The organism is Xanthomonas hortorum pv. cynarae, assembly GCF_002939985.1.
Lineage (GTDB): Bacteria > Pseudomonadota > Gammaproteobacteria > Xanthomonadales > Xanthomonadaceae > Xanthomonas > Xanthomonas hortorum_D.
Genome location: NZ_MDFM01000005.1, coordinates 150,751 through 170,182, shown reverse-complemented (window position 1 = coordinate 170,182; position 19,432 = coordinate 150,751). Strand labels below are relative to the sequence as shown.

Below are 19,432 nucleotides of genomic sequence, written 5' to 3'. Positions count from 1 at the left end.
TGGTGCGCAGCATTTTCCGTGACGGGGGTGCATTTGCATGCAAGTCTGCATGCAGTTGCAGTGCAACGCGACGGAGCTCGCTACGTTTTGTTAGCCGCTCTTAGACCGTGTGCAATGCATCTCAACCGTGTATCGAATTAAGCGGCAGCCGGATTTCGCATTCCAGTCGCGTATCGCTGAGCTCGTAACGCGTCTGCGCACCGTGGCTGTAAGGCAAGGCTTTTTCGATCAGGCGACGGCCGAACCCACTTGCCTCATCGCGGTCGTGACGCAATTTTTTCACTGCGCCTTCCTCGACCCAATGCAGCACCAGCCGCGCGGGGGTGTCCTCGCCGGACACCACATCCCAGCGGATCGACAAGGTGCCGGTCTCCACCGCAAGCGCGCCATGCTTGAGTGCGTTGGTGGCCAATTCGTGCAATGCCAGCGCCAGTGTCTGCACGGTGGATTTGCGCAACGCCACATCCGGGCCTTCGACCAGGATGCGCCGCTGATCCGGCTCGGCACCGAGCGCATCCAGTTCCATGTGCAGCAGCGCACCGATGGTGGTCGGCATCGCATCCGACTGCGACAACAGGCCTTGCACGCGCGACAGGGCCGATAACCGGTCGTCGAACTTGCCGATGAACTCCGGCATGCTCTGGCTGGTCTGCACGGTCTGCCTGGCCACCGATTGCACCACCGTAATCAGGTTGCGGGTGCGGTGCTGCAACTCGCTCACCAGCACGCGCTGCTCTTCCTGCAGGCGACGTAAATTGTCTGATTCGGTAGAGGTGCCCAGCCATTCCACGACCTGGCCGCGCTCGTCGCGCACCGGCGAGCCACGGGTATGAAACCAGCGATAGCTCTGCTCGGCAGCGTTGTATAGGCGATGCTCCACATCCAGTTCACCGGTGTGCCGGCTGTCGTGCCAGGCAACCATTGTCAGCGCGCGTTCGTCCGGATGCACTGCCTGCAGCCAGCCCAGTTCCAGGCCGTCGGCATCGCTTTGCCCGGTATAGCGCGACCACTGCGGGCTGGACCAGGTCCAGTGCCCGCCATCGAGCGAGCGCCACACCAACTGCGGAATTCCTTCCATCAGAGTGCGCAGGCGTTGCTCGCTGCTGCGCAAGGCCTGCTCGGCCAGTGTCAGCGGGGTCACGTCCATAAACGTAAGCACCGCGCCACCGATGAAGTTGTGCACGGTGCGATACGGCAGCACACGCACCATGTAGCGTGCGTGGGTGATGGGGTTTTCCACCTCGCGATCAAGCACGGCCAGCGTGCGGATGACCCGGTGCACGTCGTCCTGCAGTTCGTCGTAGTCCACGTGCAGCTTGATATTGCTGATCGGCCGATGGATATCGCTTTCCACCAACGGCAGGATGTCGGTGACTGCAGGCGTGAAGTTGGTGACGTGCAATTCGTTATCCAGAAACACCGTGGCGATCTGGGTGCTTTCCAGCAGGTTCTTCAGATCGCTGTTGGTCTGCGCAAGCTCCTGTACGCGGTGGGCCAGCTCACCGTTGACCGTGGTGACTTCTTCGTTGACCGATTGCAACTCTTCCTTGGAAGTTTCCAGTTCCTCGTTGGCGCTCTGCATCTCTTCGTTGAGCGACTGGTATTCCTCGTTGGAGGACTTGAGCTCTTCGTTGGTGCTCTCCAGCTCCTCGATCATCGACTGCAGCCGCTCACGGGTGATGCGCAACTCGTTTTCCAGCACCTGCACCTGCGCATCGGTGGAGGCAGTGTCGCGGGGCGTGGGCAGCTCCACCGGTTCGCGCGCTTCCACTTCCTGAAACAGCACCACATACCCGCGCGGTACCTCCGAGGCGGAGGTCGGCTCCACGAACAGATCCACCGCCCAGGTCGAGTTGTCCTCATGCACCTGGACGCCGTTGACATGCACCGGCGACTGGTCCGATTCGGCGCGGCTCAGCGCACTGCGTAGATCCAGGCGCAGATCGCGATGGATCAGGTTGAGCAGGTTGAGGCTGGGCGCACCACTGCCGGGACGAATGAAACGCCCGGCCTGCGCGGAGAAATGCAGCACATCGAAATGCTCGTCCAGCACCGCATATGCCGGCGCGTACCGATCGGCGATGCGCTCGCCGGCACGCACCAGGGCATTGCTGGAGGTGCGCTGCCGCTGCGGCGGTGCAGGCACCCTGCCCGCTGCGGCAAGCGGCATGTTGGGAAAGGTGGCATGCACGTTGTTCTCGGCATCGATACGCTGAAAGACGCGGAAGCTGCGTTCCACCGGCACGAACAACTTTGCGTGGCGCGAGACGTTTTCGGCATTCCCCAGGAACAAATACCCACCCGGCCGTAGCGCGAAATGAAAGATCGGGATCACCCGGTTCTGCAGCTCGGCATCCAGGTAGATCAGCAGATTGCGGCACGACACCAGGTCCAGCCGCGAGAATGGCGGGTCCTTGACGATGCTGTGCTGGGAAAACACGCACAACTCACGCAGTTCCTTGCTCACCACATAGGTATCGCCTTCCTTGACAAACCAACGCCGCAGGCGCGCCGGCGCAACCTCGCCAACGATACTCGAGCTATACCGCCCCACCCGTGCCGCCGCCAGCGCACGTCCATCGATATCGCTGGCAAAGATCTGGATGCGGGGCGGGGAATCCAGCGTTTCGGCGTGCTCGCGCAGCAGCATCGCCAACGAATACGCTTCTTCTCCGGTGGAGCAGCCCAGCACCCAGACGCGCAGGCTGTCGCCCACGTGCTTGCCCTGAAACAGGCGCGGAATCACCTGCTGCTCCAGGAACTCGAACTCGCGGCGGTCGCGAAAGAACTGGGTCACACCGATCAGCAGATCGTTGAACAGCTGCAGCGGTTCGTCGAAGCGATTGCGCAGCGCGTCCAGATAGTGTTCCAGCGTATCCACCTGCACGACCTGCATGCGCCGTTGCACGCGGCGCAGGAACGTGGCGCGTTTGTAACCATGGAAATCGTGCCCGGTGGTGTTACGCAGGATGCCCGCCACCTGGCTCAGTTGATCGTTCTCGCTGCCAGTGCGCACGCCGGTTGGGGCCGGATGACCGAGTCCGTGATGGCGCTGCATGTGTGCGGCGATACGCGCGGCCACAGCTGGCAGCGGCAGAATGTCGTCGCTGATTGCGGCCGCGTTGCTTGCGCTGCGCAGATCCAGCGCCTGCAACGCAGGATCGTCCACCACCAGCGCAAGCCCACCGCATTCCTTGATCGCTGCAGTGCCCAGCGTGCCGTCACCATCGAAGCGGCCCATGATCAGACCGATCACGTTGCCGTCCTGGTCGTGCGCCATCGATACGAAGAAGGTGTCGATCACACCATGATCGCTTTCGCCTTCCAGCAGCGCGCGCAGGCGCACGCGGTTTTCTTCCAACGTCACCAGCGAGTCGCTGGGCGGCAGATAGAAGTGCCCCGGCTGCAGTTGGTCGCCGTCATTGGGCACCAGCAGTAGACTGGCCTGATCGCCAAGCAGTTCGCGTAGCAGGTCTTCGTCCAGCAGCTGGCGATCGCGCAGCAACAGCATGATGGCCAGGTTGGATGCCCCCGCCACTGTCTCCAGCAGTTCGGCCAGGCGGGCAGCATCGAGCCCCGCTGCGCCGATCCCGAGAACGAACAAGGGCGCCTGCGCCGGAGCATCGGGCACCGCGTCTTCCTGGGCAGCAGGGTTTTGGGTCATAACAGACATCACATCGTCGGTGCGGGACGGAACCATCCTCGTTGATCATGAGGTAAAGCAAGGTAGACATCCACGCGCGCGTGCATGTGTCCCTGAACGTTGAAGAGATCGCTCTTTGAAGCGCTTGCTTACGCGCGCCATTAACGCGGGGTGCGCGCACGATGCCGGCGTGCGTCGTCAGACCGTATTTTAGTCTCGGAGTTTTTATGTCCAACACAGCGCTGCATGGCCGCCGCATCCTTGTGGTCGAGGACGATTATCTACTCGCCCAATCGCTCAACGACTTGCTGATCGAAGCCGGTGTCCGTGTGGTCGGACCGGTGGGCACTGTGTCCGACGCGCTTTCGCTGGTGACTTCAGGCGAGGAGATCGATGGTGCGTTGCTCGACGTCAATGTGCGCGGCCAGCCGGTGTTTCCGGTGGCCGATGCATTGCTGGAGCGCGGGGTCCCGTTCTCATTCTGTTCCGGTTATGACCGCTACACGCTGCCGGCGCGCTTTGCGCATCTGTCGTACTGCATGAAGCCGTACAACCCGCGCGCGATCACCACGTTGCTGAGCGACCAGGCTCAACCGGCCGAGCATTATTGATCATCATCTGATCGGATCTCACCGACAACCCGTCACCGATCGGAAGTGTCGGCCTGGGTGTCTTTTATCTGCTGCCGGGCGCGCTCTTCTTCGCCGAGCTGATTGAGCAGCTCCACCGCTGACTGGTGCGCGCTGCGCAAGGTCTCCAGTGGCTTGGAGACATCGTTGCGCAACGCATACAGCGCAAATCCCATCACGTTGAGGCGGTTGCGCAATTGGTGCAGCAGCTCACGCCGCTGTCCATCGGATGCATCGGCCACTACGCGTCCTTGTCGCTGAGCCGGTTGTGCAAGGTGCGCACACTGATGCCCAACTCGCGTGCGGCGGCCTTCTTGTTGAAGCGGGTGCGTGCCAATGCTGCCTCGATCATCGCGTCCTCGGCCTGGCGCATGGTCCAGCCTGCGGGAATCAACAATCCGTTCTCGTCGGCCTGCGGCACGGTCTGCTCCACATCCGGCGCACTCAACAGGTCGCCATCGGAGCGTAGATACAGATAGCGGATGAACGAGCGCAGCTCGCGCACGTTGCCCGGCCACGTGTGGTACGCCAGATAGCGCAGCAATGACTTGGTCGGCAACTTGCGCGTGCCGTATTTGACATTGAGTTCGTCGATCACACGCAAGCCCAACAGCCGCGCATCGCCCCGCCGCTCGCGCAGTGGCGGTACCGGGATCGGATATTCGTTGAGCCGGTAGAACAGATCCTCGCGCAGCACCGCTTGCTCGCGCTGCACATGCTGGTGAGTGGCAGCGACCACGCGCGCATCGAGCGGGATCTCTTCGTTGCCGCCCACGCGCATGAAGCTGCGCGATTCGATCGCCCGCAGCAGATACACCTGCAGACGCTTGGGCATTTCGCCGATTTCATCCAGAAATAGCGTGCCGTCGGCAGCCTGCTCCAGAAATCCGGCATGCCGACGATCGGCGCCGGTGAAGCTGCCGCGCTCGTGACCGAACAGCTGGCTTGCCAGCAACTCTTCCGGGATTGCGCCGCAGTTGACCGGCACAAAGCGACCGCGACGACCGGAGACACGATGGATGGCGCGCGCGACCAGATCCTTGCCGGTACCGGTCTCGCCGGTCACCAGCACGTTCAAGTCGGTTGGCGCCACGCGCACGATGTCCTTGCGCAACAGCACGATGCTGTCGCTGTTGCCGACGATGCCCAGGTTGCCCTGCTGCGCTTCACGCAGACCGCCGAGCACACGCTCCAGGCGTTCCGGCGCGAATGGCTTGGTCAGGAACTCGCTGACCCCGAACTGCTGTGCGCGGCCCTGGGTTTCATGGGCGTAATCGCCCGACACCACCACGATCTGTGGCGAGTGATCCGGATCGAGCCGTTCGATGAGATCGAAACCGCTGCCGTCGGGCAAGCCAACGTCCACGACCAACAGGTCGGGGAAATTGCTGTCCAGCCAACGGCTGGCTTCGCCAAGGGTGTGCATGCCCTTGGCCCGGAAGCCGCTATCGGTGGCTAACTCCACCACCTGATCGCAGAATTCCACGTCGTCGTCGATGATGGCGCAGGAAAGACGGTCCATGGGCGCTTCTGTCCGCAAAGTGCTGATACATGTTCAGTTGAGAATTGTGACGACGGCGCGAAAAAAGCGCCGCTCACCACGTCGAGTGGCACACCGGTGTCATCACCATCAGGGATGAGCGTAGCTCTTTCCCCAATGTCGAGCCCGCCGTGCCGATTTTGACCGAAGTACGCATGGCAAATCCTGATTACGCCAGTGCCAAGCGTCACAGTTGGGCTCGGTAGCCGCAGCGAAAGTACCAAAACGCCACGAAGTGCAAGGTTTTGCGACGGCTGCCACGCCAGTCCGAGGCGGATGCCATCATCGATGAGCCACTGGATCAGCTCGCTTGCGCTGTTACATCGCGATCTAGGTGTCAGCTGGTGCTGACCTGGGCCAGCGCCATGCGAGGCGTTGGGCGAACCGTTCCAGCAGGGCCGGTCGGGTTCGATGTTCTATCTACAGCCTACGCACTCATCGTGGAGAGCGTGTGTACAGATCGCTCAACCCCGCGCCCTGTGTGGCTGTTGAAACTAGAAGCGCCCGCAACTGCGGGCGCCTTCATCGGTATCGAATCGCGGAGGACTCAGCGTTTTTCCGACCCATCCGGGCGTTCGTAGTCCTGCTCCGGGTCCGCTTTGTTGACGTGGCGGTCTTCGTCGGGCATGTCGTGCACTTTTCGTTCGGCATTCTCGTTGCGCTGCTCTTGCGGCGTGAACGGCTTGCTCTGATCATCGTCCGGACCCCACGGCTTCTTCGGTTCGCTAGCCATCGCGGTTCTCCTGCCTGATTGTCGTGTCGCCACGCTAGGCAGGCGGGCATTGCAAGCTGGTGAACAAACCTGCGTCACCGTGTGAAGTGATTGCGCAGATGGCCCCGCCGAGCACGCCAAGTACGCGTGATCCGAACATGCTCAGCCACCAGTCTGCGAATGCGGTGCCGCCACCGGTTTGGACTGCGGCGAATCCTTCTGCCGTAGCCAGATGGTCAACACCACCAGCGCGAACACCGCCAGGAATTCGCTCTGCCAGTTCTGCATCGATTCGAACCAGAACCCGGCATCGGTGAAATGGTCGAGAATGCTGATCGGCGGCAACCCCTTTTGTGTGCGCTCCAGCAACGCAAGCCGCCAGCTGCCAAGCAGATGCAGGACAAAACTCATCAGGAACAGCGCGCCAAATGCCAGCGCCAACGAGTGCTCATACACGCGCAGCCACAGCCAACCGGCACGCACCGGCCACGGCGTCTGGCCCGGCTTGATCTCGGCGCTTTCTTCAGCAGGATCGAGCGGACGCGACTCTGCCGAGCCCACCTGGCGCAGCTTGACGGTCAGCAGCACATACATGCCCATCTGCAGGAACTCGCTTTCCCAATTCTCGAACAGGGCCGAGACGAAATGCGGGCTGTGCAGATACGCGGCCAGCAGCGTTGGCTGGCCCTGCTCTGTCAACTCCGCGTTGTAGGCATGCAGGCCGGCGTAGATCTGGCAACCGATGAAGAGCAGCGTCAGCGCAAGCAGACACAACGACAACCCATTGCGACGAAAGAACATGCGTAACTCCTGACGATGCGCGCAGTATCGAGCGTGATCGGCAAAAGCGCATGAAGCCTGCGCGCACTGCCCACCGTAAGGTCGGCTGGCGTGCTTGCTGACAACGTGAACGCGCCGCGCGCAGCACACATGCCGGCGACATCGTCTAGCCCGGACGTTTACGTCTGCATGACCACACTGACACTCACTTCGTAGTGATCCACACCGTCAGGAGACCCCCATGCCCGTTCCCAATTACCCACGCCCGCCGTTCAAGCCGCAGCAGCAGGGCTTCCCCGGCCGGACCGAGAAGATGGATCCACGCCCGGACCATGGCGAAGACAGCTACGTCGGTCACGGGCAGCTGACAGGCAAGCGCGCGCTGATTACCGGTGGCGACAGCGGCATTGGTGCTGCCGTAGCGATTGCCTATGCACGCGAAGGCGCCGACGTGGCCATCGCGTATCTGCCCGATGAACAGGAGGACGCGGCCAGGATCGGTGCGCTGATCGAAAAGGCCGGCGTCAAAGCGCTACTGGTCGGTTGCGATATCAGCGACCCGCACCAGGCCGCAGCATTGATCGAACAGGTCAACAGCGCCTTCGGCGGACTGGACATTCTGGTCAACAACGCCGGCTACCAGAAGTATTTCCAAAATTTCGAAGACATTACCCTGGACGAATGGCGCAAGACCTTCGACACCAATGTGCATGCGGTGTTTCATCTGGTGCAGCTGTCGGTACCGTTGATGAAGGACGGTGGCTCCATCATCAATACCGCCTCGGTGCAGTCCAAGAAACCGACGCCGAATATTCTTCCCTATGCCGCCACCAAGGGCGCGTTGGCCAACCTCACCATTGGTCTGGCCGGCGTGCTGGCCGACAAGCACATCCGCGTCAATGCGGTGCTGCCCGGCCCGATCTGGACACCGTTCATTCCGGCAGGCATGGACGAAGACTCGGTGGAAAACTTCGGCAGCCAAACCCCGATGGGGCGGCCCGGCCAGCCGGTCGAGCTGGCATCGGCCTACGTGATGCTCGCGGCCGACACTGCCAGCTACACCTCCGGCACGTTGCTGACCATTGCCGGTGGCGCCGTCACTCTGTAATGCGCTCCATTGTGTTGTCCGACCCGCATCGCTCTCGCAGCGATGCGGGTTTTTTTGTGCAGCAGCGTGCGCTTGTGCATTTTAGATTCGGTTAAAAGCCTTATTGGTCGAGTGCGCGGTGCCCTTGCCGCTCACGGGACACGCCGTGAATCCGTCCGTGGAGGCTCAGTGGCGGCATCCATGCCGCCACATGGTCCCGCAAGCGGCAAGGACACCGCACCGGAGAGTTTGCAGGTTGCCTTGTTGAAAGCTGTCTGTTGACGACCTTGCGTTGCGAGGCTGATCGAATGCGCCTCCGTTATCCGAACAACGCACGTAATGCACTGCTTGCAACTATGCACACCGACCATCTTCGATGGTCCTTGCCCGCCCACCATCGCGGGACCTTACGCGGCATGGATGCCGCGTAAGAGCCTACACGGACGTACTTGCGGCGTGTCCCGCGATGGTAGGCGGGCAAGGACCCTGCAGCCAACTCACAGCATCAAGAGCGCAGCGAGGACATCGCACCAGACAGGTCGCTGGCTGCTTCGTTAAAAACCATGCGTACCGATCAACTCGACTGGTCCTTGCCCGCCCACCGTCGCGGGACCTTACGCGGCATGGATGCCGCGTAAGAGCCTACACGGACGTACTTGCGGCGTGTCCCGCGAGGGTGGGCGGGCAAGGGCCCTGCAACCAAGCTCCAGATCAGACGATTTGGACAGAAGACCCACATCCACCGCTCTGCATATAAACCCGCGTGAAATAGTTTTGCCAGCCCCTGGTGGCACGCAAGCCGCGCGACTAAAAAACACACAGCACCGGTGAGTAAATAGTCAACGCCTCACTCGCGTAGCACACACCTATCCCTGCGCCTGTTCTCACGTTCTGCCACCTACCGTAGATCGTGTTGGACCGTGATGCAGTTAGCCCTCTGCTCGCCCAGACCTGGCTGCCGCCCAATGCGTGGCTGCTCATCAGCACGCTGCCGGCGCGATGACATCACCCAACACGCAGGCAAACGTGCGCGGTGGTGATCCGCGTCCTGGGTAAGCCGGCGCCTCAGCGCCCTCCACAAGGCAGGCAATCAATGAGAATTTTGGTCACCGGCGGCACCGGTTATATCGGCTCACATACCTGTGTGGAACTGGCACGACGTGGGCACGACGTGTGCATTGTCGATAATTTGAGCAATTCATCCGAGCGCGTGCTCGACCATCTGCAGTATCTGATGGGAGCTCGACCGGAGTTCCATCGCATGGATGTGCGCGCACCAGAGCTCGCTGAGTTGCTGAGCAGCAAGCGTATCGATGCCGTGCTGCATTTTGCCGCACTCAAGGCCGTTGGCGAATCGGTGCGCGAGCCGCTGCTGTATTTCAACAACAACGTGACCGGCACGCTGGCGCTGTTACGTGCGATGCGCACCGCCGAGGTGTCCAACCTGGTGTTCAGCTCCTCGGCCACCGTGTATGGCGATGAAAACATCAGCCCGATCAAGGAAAGCGCGCCGTTGAAGGCGATCAATCCCTACGGCCGCACCAAGCTGATGATGGAAGAAATGATCGGTGATCTGAGCATCGCGTGGCCCGAATTCAATGCCGCGCTGCTGCGTTACTTCAACCCGGTGGATGCGCATCCCAGCGGGCATCTGGGCGAAGATCCGCGCGGCGTGCCGAACAATCTGATGCCCTATATCGCGCAGGTGGCCGTCGGCCGCCGCGCTGCGCTGCAGGTGTTCGGCGATGATTACCCCACTGCCGACGGCACCGGCGTGCGCGACTATCTGCACGTGATGGATCTGGCGCGCGCGCATGTGGATGCCATCGACTACCTGCAGCGCGAGCGCAAGGGACTGGTGGTGAACCTGGGCAGCGGACGCGGCCACAGCGTGCGCGAGGTGGCTGCCGCATTCGAGCGTGCCAGTGGCTGCCGCATTCCGTTGAGCATCGCACCGCGCCGCGATGGCGATGTGGCGGTGTATTACGCAAACGCCACGCTGGCCAATCGGCTACTTGGCTGGAAGGCCGAATACGACCTGGACCGCATGTGTCGCGATACCTGGCGTTGGCAGCAACTGCATCCGGACGGCTATGCGACCTCGCGCCTGACCAGACCGCGCACCCCGACCACCGTGCCCGAGCGCGAGCTCGCGCGAGCTGGTCACACCGTCACGTCGCTTGTTGCCGACGGCAGAGGGACGCCGCCGCAACGAGGTGGCTCGCACCCTGCTGCCTGCAGACCGTCTCTCGCGCGCGTAATGCGCGCTGATTCCTTTCCTTTTTGATTGAGGGCATTCCATGAGCTGGGCTGGTCAGTTTCACTACGACATCGGCAACACCCGCCGCGCCGTCGCATCCGGCAACACCCCGCAATTCGACCCATCGCGACCCACGCTGTTGTGCTTGTCGCATCTGCGCTGGAGTTTTGTGTATCAGCGCCCGCAACATCTGATGTCGCGCTTTGCACGTGATTTCAATCTGCTGTTCTGGGAGGAGCCCATCGCCTGCGACGAACCCGAGCCGTGGCTGCAGGTGCGTGGCGAAGCAGGCGGCCTGCATGTGCTGGTGCCGCGCCTGCCGGCCGGTTGCGAAGGCGAGGCGGCCGTGCAGATCCAACGCCAGTTGCTGGATGGCTATCTGGCCGAACTCGGTGTGGACGATCTGGTGCTGTGGTACTACACACCGATGAGCCAGAGCTTCAGCGCGCATCTGCACCCGCGCGTGATCGTGTACGACTGCATGGACGAGCTGTCGGCATTTCGCGGTGCGCCGCCCGAACTGGTACAGCGCGAACGCGAACTATTGCAGCGCGCCGATGTGGTGTTCACCGGGGGCTACAGCATCTGGGAAGCAAAACGCGCGCTGCACGCCAATGCACATGCCTTCCCCAGCAGTGTGGATGTGGCGCATTTCGCTGCGGCACGCGCCCCCCAGCAGGAGCCTGCCGACCAAGCCGACATCGCGCATCCGCGGCTCGGTTTCTATGGCGTGATCGACGAACGCTTCGACGTGGAGCTGTTGCGCAGCATCGCCACGCAACGCCCGCACTGGCAGTGGGTGATGATCGGCCCGGTGGTCAAGATCGACCCGGCCGAGTTGCCGCAAGCCGACAATATCCATTACCTGGGTGGCAAGAGCTACGACCAATTGCCCGGCTATCTGTCCGGCTGGGAGGTGGCGTTGATGCCGTTTGCGATGAATGCCTCCACCCGCTTCATCAGCCCGACCAAGACGCCCGAATATCTGGCCGGCGGCCGCCCGGTGGTCTCCACGCCGATCCACGATGTGGTGCGCACCTATGGCGACACCGGCGTGGTGCGCATTGCCGACACGCCGGATGCATTCGTTGCCGCCTGCGAGGCCGCGCTGCGCGACGGCGCCGACCGCGAGCAGCTGCTGGAAACCGCTGACCAAGTGCTGGGCGATATGTCCTGGGACCACACCTATGACTTGATGAAGGAGAAACTCACGTGGAAGCAATGACACCTTCGGGCGCCGTTCCGCTGGCGAGCACCCGCACCGTCGACGGTACCCGGCGCGGATTCGATTACCTGATCATCGGCGCGGGCTTTGCCGGCAGCGTGCTGGCCGAGCGCCTGGCCGCAGGCCTGGGCAAGCGCGTGCTGGTGGTGGACCGCCGCCCGCATATCGGCGGCAATGCCTACGACTTTCATGACGACGCCGGTGTGCTGATCCATCGCTATGGCCCGCACATATTCCACACCAATGCGCAGCGCATCATGGATTATCTGTCCAACTTCACCCAGTGGCGGCCGTACGCGCATCGTGTGCTGGCGCAGGTAGGCGAGCAGCAGGTGCCGATCCCGATCAACATGACCACCTTGAACCGGCTCTACGGTTTGCAGCTTGCAACCGAACAAGATGCCGCTGCATTTCTGGCCAGCCGCGCCGAACCGGTGGCCGATATCCAGACCAGCGAAGACGTTGTGATCAACCAGGTAGGCCGCGAATTGTACGAGACCTTCTTCCGCGGCTACACGCGCAAGCAATGGGGTTTGGATCCGTCGCAGCTGGACAAGTCGGTGACCTCGCGTGTGCCCACCCGCACCAATGACGACGACCGTTACTTCACCGACACCTTCCAGCAGATGCCGCTGCACGGCTACACCCGCATGTTCGAACGCATGCTCGATCACCCCAACATCAAGGTGATGCTCAATACCGACTACCGCGAGATCCGCGACGAGCTGGACTACGACCAACTGGTCTACAGCGGGCCGGTGGACGAATACTTCGACTATTGCTACGGCAAGCTGCCGTATCGCTCGCTCAAGTTCGAACACAGCACCGTGGATCAGGAACACTTTCAGGCGGTGGCCACGGTCAACTACCCGGCCGAAGATGTGGCCTACACGCGCATCACCGAGTACAAGCATCTGACCGGCCAGCAACATCCCAAGACCAGCCTCACCCACGAGTACCCATCGGCCGACGGCGACCCGTATTATCCGATTCCACGTGCGGAGAATGCCGCGCTGTACCGGCGCTACGAGCGCCTGGCGGCCGAGACGCCCAATGTCACCTTTCTCGGGCGGCTGGGCACCTACAAGTACTACAACATGGATCAAGTGGTCGGCCAGGCATTGGCCTTGTTCAAGCGCATCGAAGAGGCAGAACACCAGCGTCACGCCGAACTGGCTGTCTGATCGGCAACACCCCGCCCCACCGCGCTCGCGCTGCTGGGCAGTCATCGATGGTCGGTGCCAGCGTGCAACCGATCGTGCAGCAGGATGTCAGATGCATACCCCCACAGTGTTCGACAGTTTTTTCATGGCGGGGTTCGAGTGTTCGACCCATCGTCGCCGCGATGGCCGCCGGCTGGATCTGATCGCCGGCACCAAGCACGACCGCTGGGCCGCCAACGATTACCGTGCCGTCTCGGCGCAAGGCTTGCGTACGGTGCGCGACGGCATGCGCTGGCACCTGATCGAACAACGCCCCGGCCATTACGATTGGTCCAGTTTTTTGCCGATGCTGCACGCGGCCAATGCCGCCGGCACCCAGGTGATCTGGGATCTGTGCCATTACGGCTGGCCGGACGATGTGGATATCTGGTCGCCGCACTTTGTCGATCGCTTTGCACGCTTTGCCGCTGCGGCCGCGCAATGCGTCAAGAACGAAACCGACGCGGTGCCGTTCTATGCCCCGGTCAACGAGATGTCGTTCTGGGCCTGGAACGGCGGCGATCACTCAGGCATGTATCCAAAGGCACGCGGACGCGGCTTCGAGCTCAAGCATCAGCTGGTACGCGCCACCATCGCCGCGATCGATGCGGTACGCCAGGTGGAACCGCGCGCGCGCTTCGTGCAGGTGGACCCGGCCATTCATGTGATTCCCTCCAACGACCGCCCCGGCCCGCGCCGCGAAGCCGAGCGCCTGCGGCTGTCCCAGTTCGAAGCCTGGGACATGATCTGCGGCAAGCAATGGCCCGGATTGGGGGGCATACCGCAGCATCTGGACATCATCGGCCTCAACTACTACGCAGACAATCAATGGTATCTGGGCGGCACACCGATCCTGCGCAGCTCAACGGATTACCGCCCGTTTTCGGCCATCATCGACGAGTTCTGGCAGCGTTATCGGCGCCCGATGTTCGTCTCCGAAACCGGCGCCGAAGCCGACAAACGCGGTCCCTGGCTGGACCATGTCGGCAGCGAAGTGGCACTGGCGATGCAGCAAGGCGTGCCGATGGAAGGCATCTGCCTCTACCCGGTGCTGGACTATCCGGGCTGGGACAACTACCGCCATTGCCCCACCGGCCTGTTCGGTTATGCCGATGAGCAGGGCGAGCGTCCACTGCATGCCGGGCTGGCCAGACAACTGCGTCGCGAACACGAACGCTTTGGCCTGCAAGTGCCGCAGCTTGCACTGGCCGACATCGATACGTGACAACGCTCACTGCCCAGCCGGAATTATTGCCGGACACGCCGGCACGCTTTCTGTGGCATTACGTTCGCCAACGGCCCTGGCATTTCAGTGGGTTGTTGTTGTTGATCATCGGCGCCGCCGGCTGCGCGGTGTCGGTGCAGTACGGCATGAAGGTGCTGGTCGATGCGATGGCCACCGATCAACGTAGCCAGGCCAATGTGTGGTGGCCGCTGGGCGTTTTCATCGGCCTGATTGCGGTGGAAAACCTGCTGTGGCGCCTGGGTGGCTGGTTGGGCTGCAGCACCGTTGTTGCCAGCGTGGTGGATATCCGGGTGGATCTGTTCCGCCATCTCACCGGGCACCCCATGCGCTATTTCAGCGAGCATTTCGCCGGTGCGCTGGGCAATCGCATCACCGCGCTCGGCAGCGCGGCCGGGCAGATCTACGGCGGGCTGGCGTGGAAGATCGTGCCGCCGATCGTGGATTTCATCGGTGCCATCGTGTTGTTGCTGACCGTGGATTGGCGCATGGCAGCCACGCTGGTCGGCTTCATCGGGATTGTGGCGGCCATCATCACCAGCTTCGGCATCCGCGGCCGCGCCAAGCATCAGCGCTTTGCCGCGCAGGCCGCACGCGTGGGCGGTGAGTTGGTGGATGCGGTGTCGAATGTATGGACGATCAAGGCATTTGCCGCGCGCGATCGCGAAAGCGCACGGCTGGCCGAACAGATCGGCTATGAAGCGGTCGCCCACCGGCGCAGCTGGATGTATGTGGAAAAGGCCCGCGTCATCCATGACATCTGTCTGTCGTTGATGGCCGGCGGCATGTTGATCTGGGCAATCGGCATGTGGAGTGCCGGCGCGGTGAGCGCAGGCGATGTGGTGCTGGTCAGCGCGCTGACGTTTCGCATCCTGCATGGCTCGCGCGATCTGGCGCTGACGCTGGTGGATACCACCCAGCAGCTGGGCGCGATCGCCGATACCTTGCAGATCATCCTGCAGCCGCATGCGTTGGTGGACGCGGATGCGCCATTGGCGATGGCCGAAGGCGATGTGCGTTTCGAACATGTGCGCTTTGCCTATCCCGATCGCCCGGCGGTGCTGCACGACTTGAATCTGCATATTCCCGCAGGCCAGAAGGTAGGCATCGTCGGGCCGTCCGGCGCCGGCAAATCGACCTTGATTGCGCTGATCCAGCGCCTGGACGATGTGGAATCCGGGCGCGTGCTGATCGACGGCCAGGACATCCGCAGTGTCAGCCAGGACAGCCTGCGCGAAAAGATCGCAGTGGTGCCGCAGGAAACCGCGCTATTCAACCGCAGCATTGCCGACAACATCCGCTATGGCCGGCCGGACGCCAACGATGCAGATGTGCAGGAGGCCGCGCGGCATGCCTTCTGCGATGGATTCATCCGGGAACTGCCGCAAGGCTACGACACCCAGGTTGGCGAGCGCGGGGTGATGTTGTCCGGTGGTCAGCGGCAGCGGCTGGGCATCGCGCGTGCGTTTCTCAAGGACGCACCGATCCTGATCCTGGACGAAGCCACCTCGGCACTGGACACCGAATCGGAGGCGGAAATTCAGGCCGCGCTGGATCATCTGATGCGCGACCGCACCGTGCTGGCGGTAGCCCATCGGCTATCCACGGTGATCGGCTTCGATCGCGTCGTGGTGCTGCAGGAAGGCCGCGTGATCGAAGACGGCAATCCTGCACAGCTGCGCGGGCATGGCGGCGTCTTCGACGGGTTGTGGCAGCGCCAGGCGGCTGGATTCGAGCAGGCAGCGCCTGACCAGACGCAAGCGTAATGCTAGATGGATGACGTGCGCATCTCCCAGCCATTACGCGCGCAAGTGCCGCTCAATGACCGAAGTAGTTGCGTAAACTGGCAGGCGTCATGTGACGAGTCGGCTTGCGCGCGGCGCCGCATCCGGTGTCGGGACACGCCGTGAATCCGTCCGTGGAGGCTCAGTGGCGGCATCCATGCCGCCACATGGTCCCGCCCCCGGATACGACGCCGCGCTTCCACTCATCGCGGCTGCTGATCGACAAGCAATGTCCTCAGCCGGGCGTAACGTCTGCGGATTCGCAATGATGCCTGAGCGATGCTTTTGGCGTCGATCGGATGGGGCCGAACAAGATCCAGCACTTCGCCAGCGAACGCCACTTTCCAAGATGCGATCAGTCGCCCAGCGGCCGCTTTTTCTCCAGCAACCGACAACGATGGGTGGTGCTTGCACGCGTGCCGGCGTGGGACCTTACGCGGCATGGATGCCGCGTAAGAGCCTACATGGACGTACTTGCGGCGTGTCCCACGCCGGTACGCGTGCAAGCGCCTGCAGCAGACCGAAGCCTTCGCACAAAACCGGCAGGCGTCGTGCACGGCGATAGTCGATGCGTAGTGCCACATCCAGTGTCGGAACACGCCATGCATCCACCCAAGACTGCTATGTACCGGCACCCATGACACCGCAGAGCCAATCAAGCGATGAGGACATCGCACTTCCAACCTGCTCATCTGCGAACCGGAAACAAAAAGACAACTGCGCCCACCTGACGGTGAGCGCAGTCGTTTTGTTGGCCGCTAGCATTCATTTTGTTGGCCGCTACAAGAGCGACCACCAATCAATCGATCAGTGCGGCTGGGTCGACTTGGTGCGCAGCGCCTTGGCATGTTCAAGGTGCTGGGCAATGGTTTCGCGGGCACGCTGCAGCTCCTTGCCCAGATCGCTCGACCCCGGCTCGCTGCTCAATTGCGTATCCAGCAGTGCCAGCGCCTGCTCATGGCTGGTCACGCTGGCCTGCAGGTACTGCGTTTCGAATTCCTTGCCGTTCAACCCGTCCAGACGCTTGCGGGTGCCGTCCGCACGTGCGGATGCGGCCTGCGCCAAAGTGCCATTGCGGTCCGGCGCAAAACGGCTGAGGTCGGTGAGCGCGGCGCTGTGGGCTTCATCCATCTTGCGTGCGAACTGCAGCGATTCCCCGCTGATGCCCTTCACCACAGCCAGTTGCGCCAGTGTGCGCTCCTGTTCGTTGAAGATGACCAGTGCGCCCAATGCCTGCTTGCGATCGGTGGAGATGTTGGCGTCGGTGCGTAGCGGGTCGCCATGCGGTGGTGTCGCACTCTTGGCGGCAGGTCCGGTCAACGTGGTCTGTTGAATGTCGCGGTCGCTGCTGGTGTCGCTGGTCGCATCGGTCGATTGGCCCTGACGACGCTGCCACGCCTTGTATGCCACATAGCCCACGGCGCCGGCGGTTACCATCTTGAAAAGTCCCATTACTGCCTCCTGAGTGATCGTTGCTTGGCGATCATTGATTGTCGGGTTCGCATCGCGATGTGTGGAATGACTGCAAGCGATTTGACGAGTGATCTCAGGGTGCGAGTGCGAGGGTTATCCAGACGTGACTTGCGCATCAACGCCGCGTCGCCAATCGGACGCGTCCACACCATGCGCACGCTGTGTGCTGATGGGCTTAACGATGCTGCACGAACACTGCATGGGTTGCCGCGCATCGACGGCCTTTTCGGGAGATCTCAATGCTTGCCCTCAACTATCACGGCTCACGCGATGTACGAGTTGAAACCGTGCCGGATCCGGTTCTTGTCGAACGCGACGATCTGATCCTGCGCGTCACCGCAACAGCCATCTGCGGCTCGGATCTGCATCTGTATCGCGGCAAAATTCCCGATCTGCGGCATGGTGACATTCTCGGCCATGAATTCATGGGCATCGTCGAAGACGTTGGCCCCGATGTCACTGCAGTCAAACCCGGCGACCGCGTGGTGATTCCGTTCGTGGTCGCCTGCGGGCGCTGCTTCCATTGCGCGCTGCAGGAATTTTCCGCGTGCGAAACCACCAACACCGGCAAGGGCGCGGCATTGAATCACAAGGACATGCGCCCACCGGCGGCCTTGTTCGGCTTCAGCCATCTCTACGGTGGTCTGTCGGGCGGGCAGGCCGAATACGTGCGTGTGCCCAAGGCCAACGTCGGCCCGCTGGTGGTGCCCGATGTCCTGCATGACGAGCAGGTGTTGTTCCTATCCGACATCTTGCCCACCGGTTATCAAGCCGTGGTCGATGCCGGCGTCAAACAAGGCTCCACCGTGGCCATCTTCGGCGCCGGCCCGGTCGGTCTGATGGCCGCAGCGTGCTGCCGCATGCTGGGTGCCGAACGTATCTTCATGGTGGACCGCCACGCGTATCGGCTCGACTTCGCCTCCAAGGCGTATGGCGTCATCCCGATCAACTTCGACGAGATCGACGACCCGGCCGATGTGATCGTCTCGCAGACCGATGGCCGCGGCGTGGATGCCAGCATCGAAGCGGTGGGCTTCGAGGCCGAAGGCAGCGCGGTGGAAACCGCACTGACCACCTTGAAGCTGGAAGGCAGCAGCGGTGTGGCGATCCGTCAATGCATCGCAGCGACGCGTCGTTGTGGCGTGGTCAGCGTGCCGGGCGTGTATGCCGGCTTTATCCACGCTTTCCTGTTCGGCGATGCCTTCGACAAGGGGCTGACCTTCAAGATGGGCCAGACCCATGTGCAGAAACATATGCCGCAGTTGCTGGAACATATCGGCAACGGCGACCTCAAGCCGAGCGCGATCATTTCGCACCGCATGCCGTTGGCCGACGCAGCGCGCGGCTACGAATTGTTCGACAAGAAGCAGGACGATTGCCGCAAGGTCGTGCTGACGCCGTAACCGCTGGCGAACAGGCAAACACAAGCGGCGCAATCGATGAGGGCGCCGCTTGTCTATCTCACTCGTTTGGGATGCGGATCAATCCAGCGGTTTGGCCGGCACGAACGGCGACACCGGATCGCTGGCCGGAAAGGTCTCTTCCAGCGCATCGTCCTGCAGCGCATCCTGCTTTTCTTTCTCGCTGCGCTGATCATCGTGATCGCTGCTGTGGTCGGGTGTGGACAAGGTTTGATTCGAGGTGCTCATCGAGAGTTTCCTGGCGAGGTGGATGCAGACTGCGCCACGCTACGGCGACGCAGCGATGACGCAGGTGAAAGCGGTCTTCGCATCGAGGCGACAAAGGCAACGCATTCCACAAGCCCGCTGCGCGGCGCGCCTGCATCGCCTGCATCGCCTGCATCGCCTGCGCCGCGGCGTAACCGCCAAGCCCTGCAAAGCGAATCGGGGGGCA

General features: G+C 62.2%; 14 protein-coding genes and 1 pseudogene. 8 read left to right on the top strand and 7 right to left on the bottom strand.

Annotated features, from left to right (window positions below):
- Window positions 1-121: 121 nt before the first annotated feature.
- Entirely contained in the window at window positions 122-3,664 is a 3,543-nt protein-coding gene (locus XcyCFBP4188_RS05430; protein WP_104591754.1) for a CheR family methyltransferase, read from the bottom strand.
- A gap of 206 nt (window positions 3,665-3,870) precedes the next feature.
- Here XcyCFBP4188_RS05430 and XcyCFBP4188_RS05425 point away from each other — a divergent pair, with 206 nt between their 5' ends.
- A complete protein-coding gene (locus XcyCFBP4188_RS05425; RefSeq protein WP_046933198.1) occupies window positions 3,871-4,254 on the top strand; it encodes a response regulator in 384 nt (127 codons plus the stop codon).
- A gap of 32 nt (window positions 4,255-4,286) precedes the next feature.
- On the opposite strand, the gene XcyCFBP4188_RS05420 is transcribed toward XcyCFBP4188_RS05425, so the two are convergent.
- From XcyCFBP4188_RS05420 to XcyCFBP4188_RS05405, 4 genes are all read right to left on the bottom strand, one after another.
- Window positions 4,287-4,514, bottom strand: coding sequence for a hypothetical protein (locus XcyCFBP4188_RS05420; RefSeq protein ID WP_046933197.1), 228 nt, complete (start codon window positions 4,512-4,514; stop codon window positions 4,287-4,289).
- Entirely contained in the window at window positions 4,514-5,794 is a 1,281-nt protein-coding gene (locus XcyCFBP4188_RS05415) for a sigma-54-dependent transcriptional regulator (RefSeq protein WP_046933196.1), read from the bottom strand. Before XcyCFBP4188_RS05415 ends, XcyCFBP4188_RS05420 begins: the two co-directional genes overlap by 1 nt.
- Before the next feature lie 565 nt (window positions 5,795-6,359).
- Window positions 6,360-6,545 carry a hypothetical protein gene (locus XcyCFBP4188_RS05410; protein WP_046933194.1) on the bottom strand — a complete coding sequence of 62 codons (186 nt, stop codon included), beginning with the start codon at window positions 6,543-6,545 and terminating at the stop codon, window positions 6,360-6,362.
- Window positions 6,546-6,686: 141 nt separating this feature from the next.
- A complete protein-coding gene (locus XcyCFBP4188_RS05405) occupies window positions 6,687-7,325 on the bottom strand; it encodes a DUF6766 family protein (RefSeq protein ID WP_104591753.1) in 639 nt (212 codons plus the stop codon).
- Window positions 7,326-7,545: 220 nt separating this feature from the next.
- Here XcyCFBP4188_RS05405 and XcyCFBP4188_RS05400 point away from each other — a divergent pair, with 220 nt between their 5' ends.
- The 6 genes and pseudogenes from XcyCFBP4188_RS05400 (at window position 7,546) to XcyCFBP4188_RS05375 (ending at window position 16,087) form a co-directional block, all read left to right on the top strand.
- The gene (locus XcyCFBP4188_RS05400; RefSeq protein ID WP_046933190.1) at window positions 7,546-8,412 is read left to right on the top strand and encodes a glucose 1-dehydrogenase; all 867 of its coding nucleotides are present in this window, start codon (window positions 7,546-7,548) and stop codon (window positions 8,410-8,412) included.
- A 1,072-nt stretch (window positions 8,413-9,484) separates the two neighbouring features.
- A pseudogene (gene galE / locus XcyCFBP4188_RS05395) lies at window positions 9,485-10,652 on the top strand (UDP-glucose 4-epimerase GalE).
- Window positions 10,653-10,691: 39 nt separating this feature from the next.
- Window positions 10,692-11,876, top strand: coding sequence for a glycosyltransferase family 1 protein (locus tag XcyCFBP4188_RS05390; RefSeq protein ID WP_074058561.1), 1,185 nt, complete (start codon window positions 10,692-10,694; stop codon window positions 11,874-11,876).
- Window positions 11,873-13,060, top strand: coding sequence for a UDP-galactopyranose mutase (gene glf / locus XcyCFBP4188_RS05385; RefSeq protein WP_104591752.1), 1,188 nt, complete (start codon window positions 11,873-11,875; stop codon window positions 13,058-13,060). Before XcyCFBP4188_RS05390 ends, glf begins: the two co-directional genes overlap by 4 nt.
- A 91-nt stretch (window positions 13,061-13,151) precedes the next feature.
- Window positions 13,152-14,303 carry a beta-glucosidase gene (locus tag XcyCFBP4188_RS05380; RefSeq protein WP_104591751.1) on the top strand — a complete coding sequence of 384 codons (1,152 nt, stop codon included), beginning with the start codon at window positions 13,152-13,154 and terminating at the stop codon, window positions 14,301-14,303.
- Window positions 14,304-14,329: 26 nt separating this feature from the next.
- Complete coding sequence (locus XcyCFBP4188_RS05375) at window positions 14,330-16,087, top strand: ABC transporter ATP-binding protein (RefSeq protein ID WP_104591764.1); 1,758 nt, start codon at window positions 14,330-14,332, stop codon at window positions 16,085-16,087.
- Between the two features lie 825 nt (window positions 16,088-16,912).
- Here XcyCFBP4188_RS05375 and XcyCFBP4188_RS05365 read toward each other — a convergent pair.
- Window positions 16,913-17,557 (bottom strand): DUF4142 domain-containing protein, encoded by a 645-nt coding sequence (locus tag XcyCFBP4188_RS05365; protein WP_006449505.1) that lies wholly within the window; start codon window positions 17,555-17,557, stop codon window positions 16,913-16,915.
- Between the two features lie 260 nt (window positions 17,558-17,817).
- On the opposite strand from XcyCFBP4188_RS05365, the gene XcyCFBP4188_RS05360 reads away from it, so the two are divergent.
- Window positions 17,818-18,981, top strand: a complete 1,164-nt coding sequence (locus XcyCFBP4188_RS05360) for a zinc-dependent alcohol dehydrogenase (RefSeq protein WP_043907799.1) — start codon at window positions 17,818-17,820, stop codon at window positions 18,979-18,981.
- Between the two features lie 78 nt (window positions 18,982-19,059).
- Here XcyCFBP4188_RS05360 and XcyCFBP4188_RS23015 read toward each other — a convergent pair whose 3' ends face one another.
- Window positions 19,060-19,227 carry a hypothetical protein gene (locus tag XcyCFBP4188_RS23015; protein WP_006449502.1) on the bottom strand — a complete coding sequence of 56 codons (168 nt, stop codon included), beginning with the start codon at window positions 19,225-19,227 and terminating at the stop codon, window positions 19,060-19,062.
- Window positions 19,228-19,432 lie beyond the last annotated feature (205 nt).

Coding starts and splice junctions, on each gene's coding strand:
- XcyCFBP4188_RS05430 (WP_104591754.1), bottom strand. CDS start 3,664: ATGACCCAAAACCCTGCTGCCCAGGAAGACGCGGTGCCCGATGCTCCG.
- XcyCFBP4188_RS05425 (WP_046933198.1), top strand. CDS start 3,871: ATGTCCAACACAGCGCTGCATGGCCGCCGCATCCTTGTGGTCGAGGAC.
- XcyCFBP4188_RS05415 (WP_046933196.1), bottom strand. CDS start 5,794: ATGGACCGTCTTTCCTGCGCCATCATCGACGACGACGTGGAATTCTGC.
- XcyCFBP4188_RS05410 (WP_046933194.1), bottom strand. CDS start 6,545: ATGGCTAGCGAACCGAAGAAGCCGTGGGGTCCGGACGATGATCAGAGC.
- XcyCFBP4188_RS05405 (WP_104591753.1), bottom strand. CDS start 7,325: ATGTTCTTTCGTCGCAATGGGTTGTCGTTGTGTCTGCTTGCGCTGACG.
- XcyCFBP4188_RS05400 (WP_046933190.1), top strand. CDS start 7,546: ATGCCCGTTCCCAATTACCCACGCCCGCCGTTCAAGCCGCAGCAGCAG.
- XcyCFBP4188_RS05390 (WP_074058561.1), top strand. CDS start 10,692: ATGAGCTGGGCTGGTCAGTTTCACTACGACATCGGCAACACCCGCCGC.
- glf (WP_104591752.1), top strand. CDS start 11,873: ATGACACCTTCGGGCGCCGTTCCGCTGGCGAGCACCCGCACCGTCGAC.
- XcyCFBP4188_RS05380 (WP_104591751.1), top strand. CDS start 13,152: ATGCATACCCCCACAGTGTTCGACAGTTTTTTCATGGCGGGGTTCGAG.
- XcyCFBP4188_RS05365 (WP_006449505.1), bottom strand. CDS start 17,557: ATGGGACTTTTCAAGATGGTAACCGCCGGCGCCGTGGGCTATGTGGCA.
- XcyCFBP4188_RS05360 (WP_043907799.1), top strand. CDS start 17,818: ATGCTTGCCCTCAACTATCACGGCTCACGCGATGTACGAGTTGAAACC.
- XcyCFBP4188_RS23015 (WP_006449502.1), bottom strand. CDS start 19,227: ATGAGCACCTCGAATCAAACCTTGTCCACACCCGACCACAGCAGCGAT.